Raw genomic sequence first — 18,763 nt, 5'->3', positions numbered from 1 at the left:
GTCCCTCGCACAGTTGCGGTAGTGGTGCATCTGGAATCTGTGTTCTTGCACATTCGGCGTGAGTGACAAGGCCGTCATACTTCAGGCGGCGCTGCGCGCGCCGACGCGTACTTCATAGAACCATCGGTTCGTTTTCGCGCGCGAGCTTTACTCGATGCCGCGGCCCACCGCATCATCTTCAGCGTTTCTGCAATGTGCCAGCGCTTCGCTTGTATTCGCCGGGATTCGATTCGTCAGCTACCGTCTGTCGAGTTAGGTACGGCCTCTGCACTCCGTTCGAAATGCGAATTGACGCCTGCATCCACTCGCAACATTTCGGCCGCGCGGGCACCGAGTCGCACAGCCGAAGTAGACAAATTTTGGCACGTTGCCGAAAGCCGATGGCTTCCACCGCCTCCAAACGAAGCCCGGATTTCTGACGGCCCCTTCCGGCGAGCACGTAGTGCGAGGCGGGAAGCATGACTGCCTTGTCACTAAAGCCGAATGCGCAAAAGTACAGATTCCAGATGCACCACTACCGCAACTGCGCGAGAGACCCGCTTAAGAATTAGCGGTGTGAGCCGCTTTCTCTTGCTTACTTCTCTTTGCGGCGGCAAAGAGAAGTAAGTGCCTGCCCCGCACAGGGGCGACGCTAATAAACCAATAAGAATTCAAGGAAAGGCCAACGCCATAGGCAACCAGACAAGACGCGCCGAGCAAACAAACAGATCAAGGAAAGGCCAACGCCATAGGCCAACAGCCAAACAAGCGCCGAGCAGGCAAACAATTCAAGAAAATCCCACCGCCGCAGGCAAACAAACAAAACCCGCCAAAGGCAAATCCATAACCCAAACCTTCACTTCTTCCGAACAGTAAGCGCCGTCTCCGACAAATCCACCTCCCGCATGAGCTTATTCAAAGTCTCATCATTGATCGCCTGACTATTGCGCAGCGCAAGCAGCGCCTTCCGCTCGGCCCTCATCGCCGCCAACTTCATCCGGAATTCCAGTGCATCGGCACGGCGCGCCAACTCCCGCGGCTCCTGTTCGTCTCCAAGCGTGGCAAGCCGGCGCCGATAAACATCCATCACCCTCGCGGTGACATCCACGGCATAAGCCGATGCCGACTCATCGAGATCCGCACATTCGACATCGTGCAACTCATCGACGGCACGAATCGCCGCTTGCGCCGCTGCCGTGCGCGCCAGCGCTTCCTCCGCGGCATGCGGATCCTTGCTACGCCGCCAGCCCCGCAACAACAACGGCAACGCCACCACCGCCACCAGCAGCGATAGCAGAATCACCCCCGAGGCAATGAAAATCGCCAGGTCCCGCCCCGGCAGCGGCGCACCTCCCGGCAACACCTCAGGCAGCGACAACACACCCGCCAGCGTTACCGCGCCACGCACGCCGGCCACCGTCGTCACCGTGACCGTGCGCAACCCCGGCACGGCGTTCACCACGCCATGCTTCGCCGCGCCGCGGCTCGCGAACCAGCGCAACAGCCAGACCCACACGAAGCGCAGCGCGTAAAGCGCCGCCGCCACAGCGGCGATGTAGCCGATCAGCAGCCACACCTGTGCGTTGCTGGTTTCGTGCGCGTCGAGCAACGCCCGGCCAAGAATGTGCGGAAACTGCAATCCCAGGAGAATGAACACCATGCCATTGAAGACGAACTCGATCATCGTCCACGTGCTGTTCGCGCGCACTCGCGACGAAACCGGTCCAACATTCACAATGCTCGCGTAATTCATCATCATGCCGGCCGAGACCGCAGCCAGAATGCCCGACAACTCGAAGCGCTCGGCGATCAGATAAGCGGCGAATGGAATCAGCAGGGTCATCACCACACCCGGTGCCGGATCACCTTCTTCGTTAAGACTCAGAAAGCGCGCCGACACAAAACTGAACACCCAGCTCACCGCTGCGCCCGTAGCGAGGCCGCCCACCGCGATGATGACGAAGCTGATCGACGCATCGCGCAGCGAGAACACACCCGTCAGCGCCGCGGCAATCGCGAACTTCAACGCGACAAGGCCCGACGCATCATTCATCAATGCCTCGCCTTCAAGGATGTGCATCAGCCGTCCAGGAATCTTGCCCTTGCCGGCGATGCCGGACAGCGCCACCGCATCCGTCGGTGACAACACCGCAGCAAGCGCGAATGCGACCGGCAGCGAGATCGACGGCACGAGTGCATGCACGAAGTAGCCGACCGCCAGCACCGTCATGAAAACCAGGCCGAGCGCAAGCATCAGAACGGAGCGGCGCGCCATGAACAATTCGCGCTTGGGAATGCGCCATCCATCCGCGAACAACAGCGGCGGAATGAACAGCATCATGAAAATTTCCGGATCGAAGGTGACGTGCAACCCGAGCCTGGGCCATGCGAGCAACGCGCCGATCGCGATCTGGACGAGTGGCAGTGGCAAGGCGATCGGCAGCATCCGGGTAACGACGCCGGAAGCGGCGACAGCGAGCAAAAGAATCAGTACGGTAAAGACAATATCCATCGGTCTATTTCTGAAGATATAACGGCGCTTCCTCTACGACAGCCGGCGATGCCGCCGCATATCGGTCACGAGGCGCGCATGAGGCACAAGGCCGAAGTTTAGCCCGACGATGCCTCGCGTCATGGTCAACCCCGCAAGACTCCAGTGAACGCACGGCAACGCTCCGCAGGAGCGGCAGCCAAGCGTCCCGGTAAGGATTTGCACCTAAACGGTGCGCGTCACGCCCGCGGGCGGCGCATCTTCTCTTTCGCCGGTGCAATCTTTCATGCAAATTTCATTCGAATGTGCGCCAGCGTGCGCATGGAGCTTGCTTAAGGAATATCGATGACGCACATTTTGAGAAACGGTGCCGAGGTTGTTCGCTTCCGCGTTCGGACCGGACCGGCTCTCGCGTGAGAGGATTGCATGACGATTGCGCAACAGGAAAGGACGGCCAGCGCGCCGCATGGCTTCGACGTCGAGGTGACGTCGGGGCTCGAACGTTTTTCTGCGCAGCATGGCGAGCTGACGCTGACCAGCGTATTTCAACCGATTTTCAGCCTGTCGCATATGCGGGCGGTCGGCTACGAGGGGCTGCTGCGCGCCCACGATGCGCTCGACCGGCCCGTGTCGCCGCTCGACGTCTTCGGCGAGGCGGCGCGTCTGGGTGACGTGTTGCAAGTCGACCGGCTCGCCCAGACGCTGCATCTGGAGAATTTCAAGGTGCTCGGCGCCGAGCGCGAATGGCTGTTCCTGAACGTCCACCCCGGCGCGCTGACCGATCCGTATCTCGCCGCCGCCTTGCTGGCCACGCTGAAGCGCCTCGATCTGCCACCGCGGCGCATCGTGCTCGAGGTGCTCGAACAGCGCGCGGAAGATCTCGAACGTCTCGCCGACGCGGTGCGCCAGTTCCGTGAGCGCGGTTTCCTGATCGCACTCGACGACTTCGGCGCGGGCCACTCGAATGTCGAACGGATCTGGCAATTGAATCCCGATATCGTGAAGCTCGACCGCATCATGCTGTCGCACGCTGCGCATCGTGCGGATATGGCGACGATCCTGCCGGGGTTGGTCGCGCTGCTGCATGAAGCGGGCAAGCTGGTGCTGATTGAGGGCGTCGAAACGGAGCATGAAGCGCAGATGGCGCTAGCCTGCGACGCGGACTTCGTACAGGGTTTTTTCTTCGGCCGACCGAATCCCGGCGCGGCGGACGCCGCACACGCCGCGACTTGCATCAGCGAAGTGACTGACCGCTATCGCGATCAGGCCGAAGCGCGCGAGCGCCGCAATGCGAGCCGTCTCATACCGTACCTGCGGGCGTTCGAGCGCGCGGCGGAACGGCTCGCCGCCGGCGAACCGCTTGAGGAAGTGTGCTGGAATTTCCTCGCGCTCGACCATGCCGCGCGCTGTTTCCTGCTCGATGCGAAGGGCAGGCAGGCGGGCCGCAACGTCGTGTTGCGCGCCGATCGCGCGGCGCATGAAACGCGCTTTTTGCCGCTTGCCGATGCGCAAGGGGCGAACTGGTTGCGTCGTCCGTATTTTCGCGCGGCGATCAATGCGCCGGAGCGTGTGCATGTGACGCGTCCGTATCTGTCGATCAACGAGGCGTTGCCGTGCGTGACGCTGTCGGTGGCGACGCGTGTCGGTGAGCAGACGTGCGTGCTGTGCGGCGATATTGATTGGATCGAGGAGTAGCGGTTCCGATGGCTGATTGGGAGGGAGGGGCGGCTCTGGTGGTTCAGATTGGGAGGGCGAGGTAATGCTTCCGGTGGTTCACATTGAGTGGGTGAGCAGTAGTTCTGGTGGTTCGGATTAAGAGGCGGACCGGCGGTTCTGAGATCATGTCGTTTTCAACGATACTCAGCCGCGCTTATGTCCGTCTTACTTGAAGTCATCGCCACGACCGTTGCCGACGCCCGGCTCGCCGCGCAAGCGGGTGCGAACCGCCTTGAACTCGTCACCGCGATGGGCGAGGGCGGTCTGACGCCGAGCCTTGGGTTGATCGAAGCGGTGGTTGCGGCGGTGGAAAATCCCGCGGCCGGCGTACCGGTCAACGTGATCGTCCGTCCGCATAGCCGCTCGTTCGTGTACGACGCCGACGACTATGCCGTGATGCTGCGCGACGTGCGTGCAATCAAAGCGGCCGGCGCGAACGGCGTGGTGATCGGCATGCTGACGGCGGACGGTGAGATCGATCGCGAAGGCCTCGCGCGCGCAATCGATGCGGCCGATGGTCTGGCGATCACCTTCCATCGTGCGTTCGACGAAACACGTGATCTGCAAAAGGCGCTCGATGTGCTGCTCGGTTTCGATGCGGTGACGAACGTGTTGACCTCGGGCGGTAAGCCGTCGGTATTGCAGGCCGAGTCGATCATGCATGCTCTGGTGCGGCAAGCGTCCGGCTCACATTGCACGGTACTGGCGGGTGCGGGATTGACGATCGATGCAGTGGGCGGCTTCGTGAGCGCGACGCATGTTCAAGCGGTTCACTTCGGCTCGGGCGTACGCGTTGGCGGCAACGGCCTCGCGCCCGTCGATGCGGCAAAAGTCGCGCAGGTGCGAGCGCTGCTGGACGCAAACCATAGCTGATTCCGCAGGCGAAAAATCAACGCTACTGAACGCAACGCGTAGCCAAGCCATCAGGCGAAAAAATGCCGCTTCGAGGTTCAACCCGAAGCGGCATTTTTCATCGACAGGCGAAGAAATTACTTCGCGACGACCACCGGAATCCCGCGCAACTGCCCGGCACCCTTCACCTCTTCCAACGACTTCTTCACTGAAGCGCTCGTCGCCGCTTCGATCTGCAAGCGTGCAACGAGATCGCGTTCACCGCGCTTCACACCTGCCAGATTCGCCAGCTTCACGTGACCATAGCCGCGTACCCGAGCGTGCAGATCGGCGAGCTTCGCGACGTCTTCCAGATTGTCCGCGTTGAGCTTCGGGAACGCGCGTTGCAGCGTGGTTTCGTAGTCGTCGGCGAGTTCGCGTTCCATTTTTCGTTCAAGCGTGCGGCCGAACGGATCGAGCATCGTGCCACGCAGACGGCTGAATTTCGCCATCACGCCGAGCACCGGCCACATCCATTGACCGAAGGTCTTCTTGGTCGGATTCACGCCCGGTTGCCCACGCGTGAGCGTCGGCGGCGCGAGGTTGAACTTGATGCCGAAGTCCTTGCCTGCGACACCTTCGAATTGCGCCTCCAGTGCTTCACGGAATGCGCTATCCGTATGCAGGCGCGCCACTTCGTATTCATCCTTCACCGCGAGCAGACGATAGAACGTCGTCGCCACTGCACGTGTGATGCGCTCGCTCTTTGCATCGATCGCGGTTTCGGCACGACGCGCGGCGTCGACCAGCGCGCGATAACGCTTCACGTAGCTCGAACCACCGTAGGTTTGCAGACGGCCCTCGCGATGTGCGATCAGTTCGTCGAGCGTATCGACGCGCACCGCCGGCTTCGCCAGATGCCGTGCTTGCCACAGCGATTCCAGGGCGGCAGGGTCTTCCGCAGCAACACGCCCAATCGAAAATGCCAGTTGATTCATCTGTACCGCGACGTTGTTCAACTCGATCGCGCGCATCATCGCGCCAAACGACACCGGCACCAGACCGAGTTGCCAGGCATAACCGAGCATCAGAATGTTCGCGCCGATGGTATCGCCGAGAAAACGCGTGGCGAGCGCCTGGGCATCGCACGTCGACATGCGGTCTTCACCTGCGGCATGACGCATCTTGTCGATCAACGCATCGGCATGCAGCGTCGCGTCCGGGTTCTGCACGAAGGTCGCGTTCGGAATCGCATGCGTGTTGACGACGATGCGCGTGCGGCCGTGGCGCACCGTTTGCAAGGCATCGGCGCTCGCGCCTACTACCATATCGCAGGCGAGCAGCACGTCGGCCTGTTGCGTGTCGATACGCACCTGATTGAGCCACTCGTCGCGCGCGGCGAAGCGCACGAACGACAACACCGAGCCGCCCTTTTGCGCGAAGCCCATGAAGTCGAGCACCGACGCGCTCTTGCCTTCCAGGTGCGCCGCCATGCTGATCAATGCGCCGACCGTCACGACGCCCGTGCCGCCAACGCCCGTCACCAGAATGTCGTACGGCGCGGCATCGAGATGCGTCGCGGGAATCGGCAACGCTTCGACGCGTGCGGCGAGCGCTACCGGATCGAACGCGGCGCCTGCGGCTTTCTTCAGCTTGCCGCCTTCCACCGTGACGAAGCTCGGGCAGAAGCCGTTCACGCAGGAATAGTCTTTATTGCACGACGATTGATCGATGCGGCGCTTGCGCCCCAACGCGGTCTCAACCGGTTCGACCGATAGACAGTTCGATTGCACACCACAATCGCCGCAGCCTTCGCAAACTTCCTCGTTGATGAAGAGACGCTTGTCCGGGTCGGGAAACTCGCCTTTTTTCCTGCGACGCCGTTTTTCCGCTGCACAGGTCTGGTCGTAGATCAGGACGGTCACGCCGTCGGTGTCGCGCAATTCCCGCTGCACGGTGTCCATTTCGCTGCGATGGTGGAACGTCGTGCCCTTCGGGAAGAGGTCGTGGTGACCGTCGTATTTCTCCGGCTCATCGCTGACCACGACAAAGCGCGACACGCCTTCAGCTTCCACCTGACGTGCGATCTGCGGCACCGAGATGCTGCCGTCGACCGGTTGGCCGCCCGTCATCGCGACTGCATCGTTGTAGAGAATCTTGTACGTGATGGTGGTTTTCGCGGCCACCGCCTGACGGATCGCGAGAATGCCGGAGTGAAAGTAGGTACCGTCGCCGAGATTCTGGAATACGTGGCGCGTTTTCGTGAACATCGAATGCGAGGCCCAGTCGACGCCTTCACCGCCCATCTGAATCAGGCCGGTGGTGTCGCGCTCCATCCACGACGCCATAAAGTGGCAGCCGATCCCTGCATGCGCGATCGAACCTTCAGGCACCTTGGTCGACGTGTTGTGCGGGCAGCCCGAGCAGAAATACGGCGTACGTTTCACGCTATCTGCAGCATTCGAGAGGATCTGCGGCGCAACCAGGTCGACCACACGCTCGCGGCGATCCAACGCCGGCTTGTGCTTCGCGAGCCAGTTCGCGAACACCGGCAGAATACGCGACGGGCGCAATTCACCGAGCGAGGACAGCAGCATCGTGCCGTCTTCAGCATTCTTGCCGACCAAGATCGGGCGCGTGCCTTGCGTGCGGTTGTACAGGTAGTCTTTGATCTGCTGTTCGATGACCGGGCCTTTCTCTTCGATCACCAGTACTTCAGACAGGCCGGAGACGAACGCGTCGATGCGCGTCATTTCCAGCGGGAAAGACAGGCCGACCTTATAGATCCGCACACCGGCCGCTTCCAGATCTGCGACTGTCAGATCGAGCCGCCGCAGCGTTTCCATCAAGTCCAGATGAGCCTTGCCGCACGTGACGATACCCACATTCGCATGCGGACTCGGCGCAATCCATTTATCGATGCTGTTGCTGCGTGCGAAGTGACGCACCGCATCGAGCTTCGCGTGCATCCGCGATTCGATCGTCAGGCTCGGCAGATCGGGCCAGCGGTTATGGAGGCCGCCGGTGGGCGTTTCGAAACCCTGTGGAATCGTCCATTCGGTTTGCAGCGCATCGAGGTCGACCGTCGAGCCGGATTCGACCGTTTCCGAAATCGCCTTGTAGCCGACCCACGCGCCCGAGAAACGCGACAGCGCCCAGCCATACAGGCCGAACTCAAGCATGTCGGCAATGTTCGACGGATTGACCACCGGCATATGCCATGCCATCAACGCGAAATCGCTCTGATGCGGCATCGACGACGACACGCAGCCGTGATCGTCGCCCGCCACCACCAGCACCCCACCGTGCGGCGACGAGCCGTACGCGTTGCCGTGCTTCAGCGCGTCGCCCGCACGATCCACGCCGGGGCCCTTGCCGTACCACATCGCGAATACGCCTTCGACGGTGCGCTCCGGGTCCGATTCCACCCGCTGCGTACCGAGCACGGCGGTGCCGCCGAGTTCTTCGTTGATTGCCGGCAAAAAGCGAATATCACTCGCCGCGAGCAGTTTCTTGGCTTTCCACAACTGCTGGTCGACCATCCCGAGCGGCGAGCCGCGGTAACCGCTGACGAAGCCGGCCGTGTTCATGCCGTGCGCCTTATCCAGCGTGCGCTGCATCAGCACGAGGCGCACCAGCGCCTGGGTGCCAGTCAGGAAGATCCGGCCCCGCGTGGCGGTGAGGTTGTCTGAAAGCTTGTATTCAGCGAGAGCGGGCGTGCCGTCGATGGGCAGGCGAGCGGTCATGGGTGAGTCTCCATTGTTTTGCATCCGCGCGCCGTGGGTGGGGACCACAAGAGGTGACGCGGCGAAAGAGACTCTATTTTTTAGCGCCAATTGGAGTGAATTTTTTCTACTTGGCGAGGCGTTCAACGAAACAGCGCGACGGGTCGCGCGTTTTAATGAAGTTTTGAGGTGGATCTGCCACGCGACTGGCGGGTTCGGGTATGCCCTGGTGCGTGGCGCGAGGGTGAAATCAGCCTTGGCGCGGGCCTGGCCTTTTGGCGACCGGCGGGCGAATACCATTCAACGCGGGTGGCCTACCGTTGAGTGCGCTACGGCGCGGGCGCTTTTGCCATCGGTGTGGCGACCGGCGTTGAGTCGAGCGGTACGACCTCGTCGAAATGCGAGTAATCGATGTGACTCACACCGTCTTCCTCGCGCATGACGTCAACGAAGCGGTGTTGCCAGCGGATCTGCTCACAAGCCCACATATGGCGCGCTTGCATGGTCTGCGAAGTCGATTCGTCGACCCCTTCGAGCGTGAGCCACAGCGACGCATCACGACCTATGAGCGTTTCAGCGGTTTCGCCGAACAGCGGGCTATTTTCGTCGATGACGTGCATCATCACCCAGCCCAGTTTAAACACGGGATGCTGGTCGCGCACCAGCGTCAGATCGTAGAGCTTGCGCAGCGTATAACCGTCGGTGGTCTCCAGCCGCATGATGCGCAGCTTCGCACGCGCTTCGGCGATCACATTCTGACGTGCGTTGGCGGCGCGCACCATCAGCGTCATGCGGCCCTCGAGCGGCCGCACGACCGCGTAGCGGGCAAACATGATCTTTGCGTGAGGCCGTGAAAAGCGTGCGAAGATCAGCCCCGTCGCCAACGCGATACTGGACATGCCGACAAAGATCTCCAGCGTCGCGATCCAGTGGGCGTAGACCGTTTGCGGATGCATATCGCCATAGCCGACCGTCGCGAGTGTTTCGACGCTGAAGAAAAATGCGCCGCCGAAACCCGATGGAAACTGATTGGCGATCGGTGCCCGGCCAAGCATGTAGAGCGATGCAAATACGGTGTTGAGCAGCAGGAACAAAACCCCGAGCGAGACAAAGAACGTCGGCCAGCGGACGACGAGCGCGCGGTGATAGAGATCCTGCCAGAGCGGCGTCGGCATGCCGTGTGCAATGACTACGCGATCGTCCAGGCGCAATTCCCGGCTGCCGCGCGCACGACGTTTCTGCGCACGCGCCTCGTCGTCGGCGACGCTGGAAAAGCGGTCTGATGGTTCAGTAGCCATCGCGTGCTCGTGGAGATGAAAACGCGCAAAGCGTAGCACGCCGGTTAGCGCGCGGAATGTGATTTCCGGCGCGCCGCAGCGGCGTTGGACGTGGCGCTGCTAAGGCGTGCTGCAGGGGCGTAGAAGTGACGCTTTCAAGGTGTGGGTTGCGGCGCGTCGAACGAGCGCGCGGGGGATACAGCGATTCCGTCCGCTCGACGATGCACCCGCCCCCATCAATGGGCTCGCCGAGAGGCTACGGAAAGGCCCGCGGTTTCGGAATACCGGCACCGTGTTCGATGTCGTCGACGGCTTGCAGGTGTGCTGCGACGACTGCTTCAGCTTCGTCCGCGTAGCCGTTGTCGCCGCCAACCGTGGTCCACGACTTGACGGCTTTCTCACGATGCCGGATCTCGTATTCCGCGTCCCAGCGTGCGCCGTTGAGTTCGAGAGGGCGGACGTGAATCGAGTACACGCCGTAGAGGAAGAGCTGTTCAGCCATGATCGCCTCCAGCCGGTTGATTCAGGAATGGCGCAGTGCGATGGCGCGCGCGCCGGGTTGCCTAAAGTTCGATTTCCCCGAGGATGCGGTGCGCGAGGGCCTTGGCTTCCTCGAGCGCTTCCTCGGGTGTAGACGAGGTGGCTTCAACTTCGTAGACCGTGGTTTCCTGGTCGGCGCTTGCGCCGCCTTCGTCGCGGGAAAGGGTAACGATGCCCTGCCACGTGTCGCTTCGTACTTCTCTTGCCGAGGCGGTGGCCGTGTAGATGCCCTTGGTGTAGGTGATGTCATCCATGGCGACGCTCCTTCTTCCAACGGGTTGGAATTTTTCATCCTAGCACGATGATCGAGGTTCGGTTTTCTGCCTGCGCGGCGCTAGAAGTCTGCAACCGACGTCTACAACAATACGCGCCGCACAAGGCAAAAAAACTACAGCAACGCTACAACCTCATCCAGCGAAGGCGCATGCGCTCCGGCGTGGCGGCAAGCCGCCGCGCCGGCAGCCAAAGAAAAGGCAAGATGCTCCGGCCACGCTCGTTGCGGCGCGGTCATCAAGCTGAACAGCAGACCGCCAATAGACGCATCTCCGGCACCAACGGTATCGACAACCTCAACTCTGGGCGGCTGAGCCTCCACAACCATGGCGCCGTCGATCAACATGGACGTTTCCGGCCCGCGCGTCACCAGCACGGTGGCAGCAGGATTCATAGCCCGCAACTGAGCCAGTGCGGCGGCCTCGTCGTCTGTTTTGAAGAGCATCCGCAAATCCTCATCCGACACCTTGATCAGATCCGCCAGCGCAGCCATCTTTCGCAACGTGGGTTCGTACCCGTGTTCCATCAGGTTCCGGTAATTCGGATCGAAACTGATCTTCACACCACGCGAGCGTAACTCGGCGGCCAACGCAGCAAGCGTATCGCCAAGAGGCTGACGCACCAGGCTGATGCAACCGAAATGCGCCCACTTCACCTGCCCGATCCAGCCCGCCGGCAAGCGCGCCGGATCGAACGCCAGATCGGCGCCGTTCTCACCCATGAAAAAGTACGCAGGCGGATGCGTTTGATGAACGATCGCCAGCAAGGGCGGACGTTCCACGCGTTGCATGAAGCGCATGTCGAGGCCTGCTGCGACGCTTGCGCTCCACAGTTCATCGGAGAAATTGTCGACGCCCAGCGATCCGGCACACGCCGTCGGCAAGCCGAGCTGCGCGACGCAGCGCGCAACGTTCCAGCCGGCGCCGCCTGGGCGCGAGAGCCATTGCGAGGTGCCGGTCCGGACGAGATCGGTCAGGATGTCGCCGGCTGAAACGAAGAAGGGGAATTCGTTATTCGCGCTCATTTTGCTTACTCCGCGGATTCGGGCGCAGCGGCCGCGCCGTCAGGCAGTGCGTGCGCCAGTACCTCATAGCACGCGCCCATCGTGTGATAGTCGGTCTTGCCGGCGGGACTCTTTTCGTCGCTGTACTTACGGTTGTCGCACGTGAGAATGCGGTACCACGCGCCGTACTTGTGATCGACGAAATGCGTCCAGCTATAGCGCCAGATCTCGTCGTACCAATCCCAGAAGCGTTCGTTGCCGGTGCGCTTGCCGAGCAGCGCCGCGGTCGCGAACGTCTCCGCCTGGACCCAGAAATACTTGTCGTGGTCGCACACGGTGCCGTCCGGGCCGAAGCCGTAGTAGAGGCCACCGTGGTCTTCGTCCCAGGCGTGGGTCATTGCGGCGTCGAATAGCTCGATGGCGCGCGGCAGCAGCCACGGCAACGGACGATAGCGCTCCAGAATCAGCAGCAGCTTGGCCCATTCGGTCTGGTGCCCAGGCTGGAAGCCCCACGGACGGAAGATGTTCGAGCTGTCTTCCTCGTTGTAATGCCAGTCGACCGACCAGTCCGCATGAAAGTGCTCCCACACGAGGCCTTGCGACAGCTTCGCCTGGCGCAGCGTGATGTTCGACGCTACCCGTTCCGCGCGATCGAGATAAACCAGGTGACCGGTTGCCTCGTGGGCGGTCAGCAACGCCTCGGTGGTGTGCATGTTCGCGTTCTGGCCACGGTACGAGCTGACGCGCCAGTCGGGTGTCGCTTCGTCGGCGTAGAGGCCGGCGGCGGCGTCCCAGAAGCGATGTTCCATTAACTCGAAGGTCGCGCCGATCATCGGTTTGGCTTCCTCGATGCCGGCCATCGCCGCATGCGAATACGCGAGCAGGACGAACGCGAGGCCGTAGCAGTGGCGCGTCGCGTCGAGCGTGCGTTTGCGGCCGTCGTGCCACTCGAGCTCCCAGTCGTAGCCTTCGTGCTCAGCGTCCCAATGCGCTTCGCGCAGGAAGCGCAAGCCGTGGCGTGCGTACTCGAGATGCTGCGGGTCGCCGAACTGGCGGTACGCCATCGCGTAGTTGAAGATGTAGCGGCACGTGCTTACCAGATGCCGCGTGGTCTTGTCGTAGACCGAACCGTCGTCGCGAAAGAAATGGAAGAAGCCGCCGCTCGGATCGAGCACGTTCGGCGCGTAAAAATGCAGCGTGTCCCGTACGTGAGAGAGTAGAAAGTCGCGGGTGCGAAAGCTCTCGACGGGCGGCGCCGCGGCGACGTTGTTGGCGGGGTGAAGCAGATCGGATTGCGTCATGGCGTTTTTACCAAAGTACTGGCACGGGCAATGAGATGGACGGGCAAGCGGACTTCGAGTTCTGCGGGTGAGTCTTCAAGCAGCAATTCGACGCCGCGCCGGCCGAGCGCTTCCTTGTCGACCGAAATGGTCGACAGCGGCGGCGTGGCATGAGCGGCGGCGGGAATGTCGTCGAAGCCGATGATCGCGATGTCCTCGGGTACGCGGATGCCGCGCGCGAGACACGCGCGCAGCGCGGCAAGCGCGGCGGCGTCGTTGTAGGCAAATACGGCGTCGGGCCGCGGGCCGGGCGCGTCGAGCAACTGGTGCATTGCGCGCGCGGCGCCGCTGGCGGGATCGAGGCCGGCGTCGATGGGGACTTCAAGCGATGGGTCGAACAGCAACCCCGCTTCGAAAAACGCGCGCCGGTAACCGAGCGCGCGCTGGGCGATGCTGAAGTGCGCGAGCGAGCCGCCGATGAACGCGACGCGCTTGCGCTGCTGTTCGAACAGGTGCCGCATGGCGAGCGTGGCGCCCGCGATGTTGTCGAGATTCACCGAGCGCAGGCCGGGCGCCCACAGGTCGATCAGCACGAGCGGGCGTTGCATCGCCACCAGCGTAGTCAGCGTTTCAGGCTCGACGAAACCGGCGATCGCCACCGCATCCGGTGCATGCAGGCGCATCTGCTGGATCACGTCTTCGGTCGGACCGGCGGTCAGCACGGAAGGGACGATGCCGCGTTCGCGGCACGCGTCTTCCACACCGTGCAGCACGTGTGAAAAGAACGGACTGACGGCGAAGTTGTTGTGCTGACGGTGCAACAGAAAGGTGAGACGGCGGATACGCGGACGCAATTGTGCGGCGTCATAGCCCAGCTGCCGCGCCGCTTCGACGACGCGTTCGCGGGTGGCTTCGGAAAGGCCGGGCTGATTCTTCAATGCGCGTGAGACGGTGCCGATCGACACGCTGGCTGCACGGGCGACGTCGCGGATGGTTGTGGCCATCGAATGAAGCGGCCGCAAGAGGGGCGGCCGCACGGTGTTTGGATTCGGGCGATTGTATAGTAAAACGTGGTTGAGTCAGCCTTGAGAGCACGTGATCAACACCCGGAAATACCCGTAGATATTGACACTGGTGTGTTTTATGTTGTTTAGTAAAATATGCTAAACAACGCGTTGGCGTTGGCGTTGGCGTTGGCGTTGGCGTTGTTGGCGCGCCCACGCGCTTAGTCGAAGGGCATCGCCGCCACGTCCGCCTGTCCCCGCAGCAACGCCACGCTCTCATCCGCATCGATCAGCACGAATCCGCTCGTCTCGTGTTTTGCGCGCCGCTTCGCCAGCGCCGCGACGGACGCAATTTCCTCGCTGCTGTAAAGCGACGGGCCGCCGTCCGACTCGACGCGCACGCAGCCGATCGCCATCGTCACGAAGCCGAAGAAGGTCGGATTGCCGCGCCGGTCTTCACCGTGGATGCCGCCGGCCAGCCGGTCTGCCGGTGCGTAGAAGCGCTGCGCGCCTTCGTTGAACAGGTAGATCGCGCGCAGTACGCGGTCCTGCCAGTCATCGCTCTGGAACAGGATCAGGAAGTCGTCGCCGCCGACGTGACCCAAAAAATCGCGGGTCGGGTCGCAGACGTCGGCGAGCACGGCGGCGGCGAATTTCAGGACTTCATCGCCTTGCCAATAGCCGTACTGATCGTTGAAGGGTTTGAAGTGGTTCAGATCGACATAGCAGGCGCAGAAACCCGCGTCGTTCCCCAACAGGCGGCCGATGTGCGAACTGATCGGAATGTTGCCGGGCAGGAAGGTCAGCGGGTTCGCGTAGCGCGCCGCTTCAATGCGCACCTCGGTGACCGCGCGCACCAGCTTCTCGCCGGTGCCGAGACCGGCGTATTTGCCGTCGTTGTCGGTGATGACAAAGCCGTCGGCGAGATAACGCTGGTCGTCGCTCGCGAGCAGCTTGGCCATCTGTTCGACGGTCATCGATTGCTCGATGATCACCGGCGATGCGTTCGCAAACAGCAGGCATGGCCGCTTGCCGAATAGCTCGCGATGGTAAGGCAGCGCGTAGCGGTCCATGAAACTGCGGCGATTGATCAGCGCGATCGGTTCATCGTGCTCGACCACCGCCACCGCGTGCAGATCGGGCAGGCGGTTGAACAGTTCGAAGACGTCGTTGTTGGTCGCGTGGCGCGGCAGCGCCGGCGCATGCACCATCATTTTCGCCGACGCCATGCCGCCCGACGGCGACGCGCTGCTCACCGTGCGCGTGTTCTCCGGGAACACGGCGATGTGGCCGGCGCGTAGTGCGTCGCGGGCGTCGTCGGTGACGTTGCGGGCCGGCTGAGCGTGGGGGCGGCCGAAGAAATAGCCCTGCCCGCAGCCGATCCCCATGTCGCGCACCACGATCAGATCCGCTTCGTCTTCGATGCCTTCGGCCACCAGCCTTGCGCCGCTTGCGCTGGCGAAGTGCTGCATGGCGCGCACGGCTTCGAACTTGAGCGAATCGCTGGAGATGCCGTGAATAAAGAAGCGGTCGATCTTCACGACATCCGGTTGCAGGCGCACCCAAAGATTCATGCTCGCGTTCGCGGTGCCGTAGTCGTCGAGCGCGAATTGCGCGCCCGCCATGCGCAGCGACGAAATTACCGGCAGGAAGCTGGCGACATCCAGAATCGTGCTTTGCTCGGTCAGCTCGATCACGATTCGTTGCGGATCGACGCCGCGATGACGCAGTAGCGCGAGCGTGTCGTCGAGCGCGCCGGCCAACTGGCGGATCGCGCCCGCGCTGAAATTGAGAAATAGCTTGCCGTCGAAATCGAGTCTCGCGAATGCCTCGATGCAGGTGCGCGCGGCGGCCTGTTCGAGCTCGAGCGCGCAGCCCTCGGCGAGTGCCTGCGAAAACAGGGCGAACGGCGCTTCGAGCGGTGTGCCGGCCGGCCCACGGATCAACCCTTCGTAACCGAGGACCGCGCCGTCGTCGAAATCGATGATTGGCTGGAATACGGCGGACAAGTCACGCCGGGCGATCAACTCATCGATACGCGGCGTAGCGGACCGGGAGGGCGAACGAGGTTGCATGGCAGTTAGGCGTAGCGATCGACCTCCGTCTTATCGACCCATCCTGCCTGGGATTAAGTGAATTTTTGGTGAAGCGACGCACCGGGGTGGTGCGTCGTGGTCTTGGGTTCGCCGCCGGCTGGCTTTGCCACGTCCAGGACTTTGCCTATGCCATCTGGCCGAGGCGACAGCGGCGGCGTTTGAGCGTGAAATAACAAAAAGCCGCACGAGGCGGCTTTTTTCAAATGACGCTCAGGGAGGGCGCTTATGAATGTCCTGTTTGCATTGCGCGCGTATTCAATGACGCGCGACAGCGGCGGCGGGCCGCTCGCGCGAGGCGACGTGGGTTTCGCCACTGGTGTCGCGGGCACCCCAGCGTTGGGCGAGCGCGGCGCACACCATCAACTGGATCTGATGGAACAGCATCAGCGGCAAGACCACGGCGCCCACCGCGTGCGTGGCGAAAATCACCTTGGCCATCGGCACGCCGGCGGCGAGGCTTTTCTTCGAACCGCAGAAGATGATCGTGATCTGATCGGCGCGGCTAAAGCCGAGCCGTTTGCTGACGAAGATCGTCACGGCCAGCGCGAGTGCGAGCAGCACAACGCAGATCAACAGCAGGCCGGCGAGGGCGGACAGCGGGATCTGGTGCCACAGGCCCTCATTGACGGCCTCGCTGAACGCGCCGTACACCACCAGCAGGATCGAGCCTTGGTCGACGAACTTCAGCACGCCGCGATTACGCTCGATCCACTTGCCGATCAGCGGCCGCAGCAATTGCCCGGCCACGAACGGCACCAGCAGTTGCAAAACGATGTTGCCCACCGTATGCCACGGCGAGGCGCCGCCGCTCGCAGCCTGATTGGTGACGACGAGGCTGACGAGTGCGGGGGTGATGAAGATACCCAGCAGGCTCGAAGCCGACGCGCTGCACACCGCGGCGGGCACGTTGCCTTTAGCAATGGACGTGAACGCGATCGACGATTGAACCGTCGACGGCAGCGTGCAGAGGAAGAGGACCCCCGCGTAGAGCGCCGGCGTGACAAGTGGCGAAAGGAGCGGCTTAAGCGCGAGGCCGAGCAGCGGAAACAGCGCGAACGTGCTGAGCAGCACTACCAGATGCAGACGCCAGTGCGTCGCGCCCGCAACAATCGCTTCGCGTGAGAGTTTGGCGCCGTGCAGGAAAAACAGCAGGCCGACCGCTACGTTCGTCACCCAGTTGAATCCGACGGCGGCTTGCCCGTGAACCGGCAGGAGGCTGGCAAGGATCACGGTGCTCACGAGGCACAAGGTGAAATTGTCGGGAAGCAGTTTCGGGCGAGCCATGGCGGAATCTCGATTCGGTGATGCGGAAAGCAGGGCGTGCGCGAATGGGGCCGCCCTAGGCTATGGGAAACGACTATTGTTGTTGAAAACCGATTGAATATACAAATTCATTTGCCGAATCGATTAATGAGCTTCACGCATTAACTTGTTGCATCGACTGCCTTCAACTGACGCCCACGGCCAGTTCCAGTATTGGCGACCGCCTCTGTTTGGTCCACTGCCGTTTTGACAATCTGGCGAAAAATTCGCCTGAAATTCATCATACGCAAGCACGTTTAGCGGGTCTCGATATAGCCGCGGAACCAAGCTGTTTCAAGGCTTTCGCGCAAGGGGCCTGTCGCGGAAAAACGTCGCAGTAACAAGGTGTTACAACAGCGGTCGAGGCCTAACACTTTTTGGCTCGACACCCTTTGCCCGCACCCATAAATTACTGCTCAAAGGCCATCGGGATGCCCCGCGCCGCGACAGATACGCAGCGCTCGTGCCGGTCCCAGAACAAGTCCATCGCAGCTCGAACGGTGGGCTTCAGGCAGGTCTTCGGGCATGTGAGTCACTTGGTGGACGGGTTGTCGAGAACGAAGCACTGGGCGTTGGGCGCGGTTATCGCTGCGCTGTGTTCGTTCGCCTACGCGAAAGTGCCGGGCATGCCGCACGGCGGCGGTGGTGGGGGCGGTTACTCGCATGCCGCTGGGGGCCACGCAATGCGCGGTGATGCGCGCAACGGCGGCAATTACTATGGCGCCGCCAATGTAAGGCCGGCTCGCAACAACCTGGCCGGCAGCAACGCGCGTTTGCCGCACGGCGGCGCGAACTTCGCCTACGGCAACGGCTTTGCTGGCTACAACCCAGGTATGCGCCGGGTTGCCGGCGCAGGCGGATATCCTGACGAGGGCCGCGGCGGGATGCAGTACGCTGGCGCTATCACCCCTGTCAGCGCCGAAGCGCGCGCAGTGCCGCGGCCGCCACCCAACGCACCGGTTCGCGCCGGCTCGATTCGCGCCGATGTCGCCCGCTACAACGAAGAGCGCGGCTCCTCGCGTGCCATGCAGCGCCAGACGGACGATCCGCGTCAGCCGGAAGGTTTGCCGTACCGTAACTAAACACCCCCTCCTCGTCTCACCGAAACCCCCTCCCACGCTTCGCCGAATCCGCTTTTCCGGCATTCAAGCCGGCTTGCTGCGGCGTCTCACGTCGTTGCCATCCCAAAGCCTCTGTCAATGTGACGTTTCGACGCCACACTTTTTTGAAAACATTCGGCAACAAA

General features: G+C 62.2%; 13 protein-coding genes. 3 read left to right on the top strand and 10 right to left on the bottom strand.

Annotated features, from left to right (window positions below):
- Positions 1 to 835 precede the first annotated feature (835 nt).
- Positions 836 to 2,491 carry a Na+/H+ antiporter gene (locus tag PQR40_RS09030; protein ID WP_408231555.1) on the bottom strand — a complete coding sequence of 552 codons (1,656 nt, stop codon included), beginning with the start codon at positions 2,489 to 2,491 and terminating at the stop codon, positions 836 to 838.
- 405 nt (positions 2,492 to 2,896) lie between these two features.
- Here PQR40_RS09030 and PQR40_RS09025 point away from each other — a divergent pair, with 405 nt between their 5' ends.
- Positions 2,897 to 4,165 carry a sensor domain-containing phosphodiesterase gene (locus tag PQR40_RS09025; protein WP_408508791.1) on the top strand — a complete coding sequence of 423 codons (1,269 nt, stop codon included), beginning with the start codon at positions 2,897 to 2,899 and terminating at the stop codon, positions 4,163 to 4,165.
- A 177-nt stretch (positions 4,166 to 4,342) separates the two neighbouring features.
- Positions 4,343 to 5,059: a copper homeostasis protein CutC gene (locus PQR40_RS09020; RefSeq protein ID WP_408508790.1), complete on the top strand. Its 717-nt coding sequence runs from the start codon at positions 4,343 to 4,345 to the stop codon at positions 5,057 to 5,059.
- Positions 5,060 to 5,175: 116 nt separating this feature from the next.
- Here PQR40_RS09020 and PQR40_RS09015 read toward each other — a convergent pair whose 3' ends face one another.
- The 9 genes from PQR40_RS09015 to PQR40_RS08975 all read right to left on the bottom strand — a co-directional run bounded on the left by PQR40_RS09015 (position 5,176) and on the right by PQR40_RS08975 (position 17,499).
- Complete coding sequence (locus tag PQR40_RS09015; protein WP_408508789.1) at positions 5,176 to 8,763, bottom strand: indolepyruvate ferredoxin oxidoreductase family protein; 3,588 nt, start codon at positions 8,761 to 8,763, stop codon at positions 5,176 to 5,178.
- 308 nt (positions 8,764 to 9,071) lie between these two features.
- The gene (locus PQR40_RS09010) at positions 9,072 to 10,040 is read right to left on the bottom strand and encodes an ion channel (RefSeq protein ID WP_408231567.1); all 969 of its coding nucleotides are present in this window, start codon (positions 10,038 to 10,040) and stop codon (positions 9,072 to 9,074) included.
- A 235-nt stretch (positions 10,041 to 10,275) separates the two neighbouring features.
- Entirely contained in the window at positions 10,276 to 10,521 is a 246-nt protein-coding gene (locus tag PQR40_RS09005; protein WP_408214390.1) for a hypothetical protein, read from the bottom strand.
- Positions 10,522 to 10,582: 61 nt separating this feature from the next.
- Positions 10,583 to 10,813, bottom strand: a complete 231-nt coding sequence (locus tag PQR40_RS09000; RefSeq protein WP_408388117.1) for a hypothetical protein — start codon at positions 10,811 to 10,813, stop codon at positions 10,583 to 10,585.
- A 134-nt stretch (positions 10,814 to 10,947) separates the two neighbouring features.
- Positions 10,948 to 11,856, bottom strand: coding sequence for a carbohydrate kinase family protein (locus PQR40_RS08995; RefSeq protein WP_408338813.1), 909 nt, complete (start codon positions 11,854 to 11,856; stop codon positions 10,948 to 10,950).
- Positions 11,857 to 11,861: 5 nt separating this feature from the next.
- Entirely contained in the window at positions 11,862 to 13,136 is a 1,275-nt protein-coding gene (locus PQR40_RS08990; RefSeq protein ID WP_408508788.1) for an AGE family epimerase/isomerase, read from the bottom strand.
- A complete protein-coding gene (locus PQR40_RS08985) occupies positions 13,133 to 14,119 on the bottom strand; it encodes a LacI family DNA-binding transcriptional regulator (RefSeq protein ID WP_408231581.1) in 987 nt (328 codons plus the stop codon). Before PQR40_RS08985 ends, PQR40_RS08990 begins: the two co-directional genes overlap by 4 nt.
- Before the next feature lie 221 nt (positions 14,120 to 14,340).
- The gene (locus PQR40_RS08980) at positions 14,341 to 16,194 is read right to left on the bottom strand and encodes an EAL domain-containing protein (protein WP_408508787.1); all 1,854 of its coding nucleotides are present in this window, start codon (positions 16,192 to 16,194) and stop codon (positions 14,341 to 14,343) included.
- A 276-nt stretch (positions 16,195 to 16,470) separates the two neighbouring features.
- Positions 16,471 to 17,499, bottom strand: coding sequence for a bile acid:sodium symporter family protein (locus PQR40_RS08975; protein WP_408338807.1), 1,029 nt, complete (start codon positions 17,497 to 17,499; stop codon positions 16,471 to 16,473).
- A gap of 557 nt (positions 17,500 to 18,056) precedes the next feature.
- Here PQR40_RS08975 and PQR40_RS08970 point away from each other — a divergent pair.
- Positions 18,057 to 18,599, top strand: a complete 543-nt coding sequence (locus tag PQR40_RS08970) for a hypothetical protein (protein ID WP_408231935.1) — start codon at positions 18,057 to 18,059, stop codon at positions 18,597 to 18,599.
- The last annotated feature ends 164 nt before the right edge of the window (positions 18,600 to 18,763 follow it).

Origin of the sequence: Paraburkholderia sediminicola (assembly GCF_046026855.1) — a bacterium.
Classification (GTDB): Bacteria; Pseudomonadota; Gammaproteobacteria; order Burkholderiales; family Burkholderiaceae; genus Paraburkholderia; species Paraburkholderia sediminicola_A.
The sequence above is the reverse complement of the archived record's forward strand: the minus strand, read 5'-3'. Positions and strand labels throughout refer to the sequence as shown.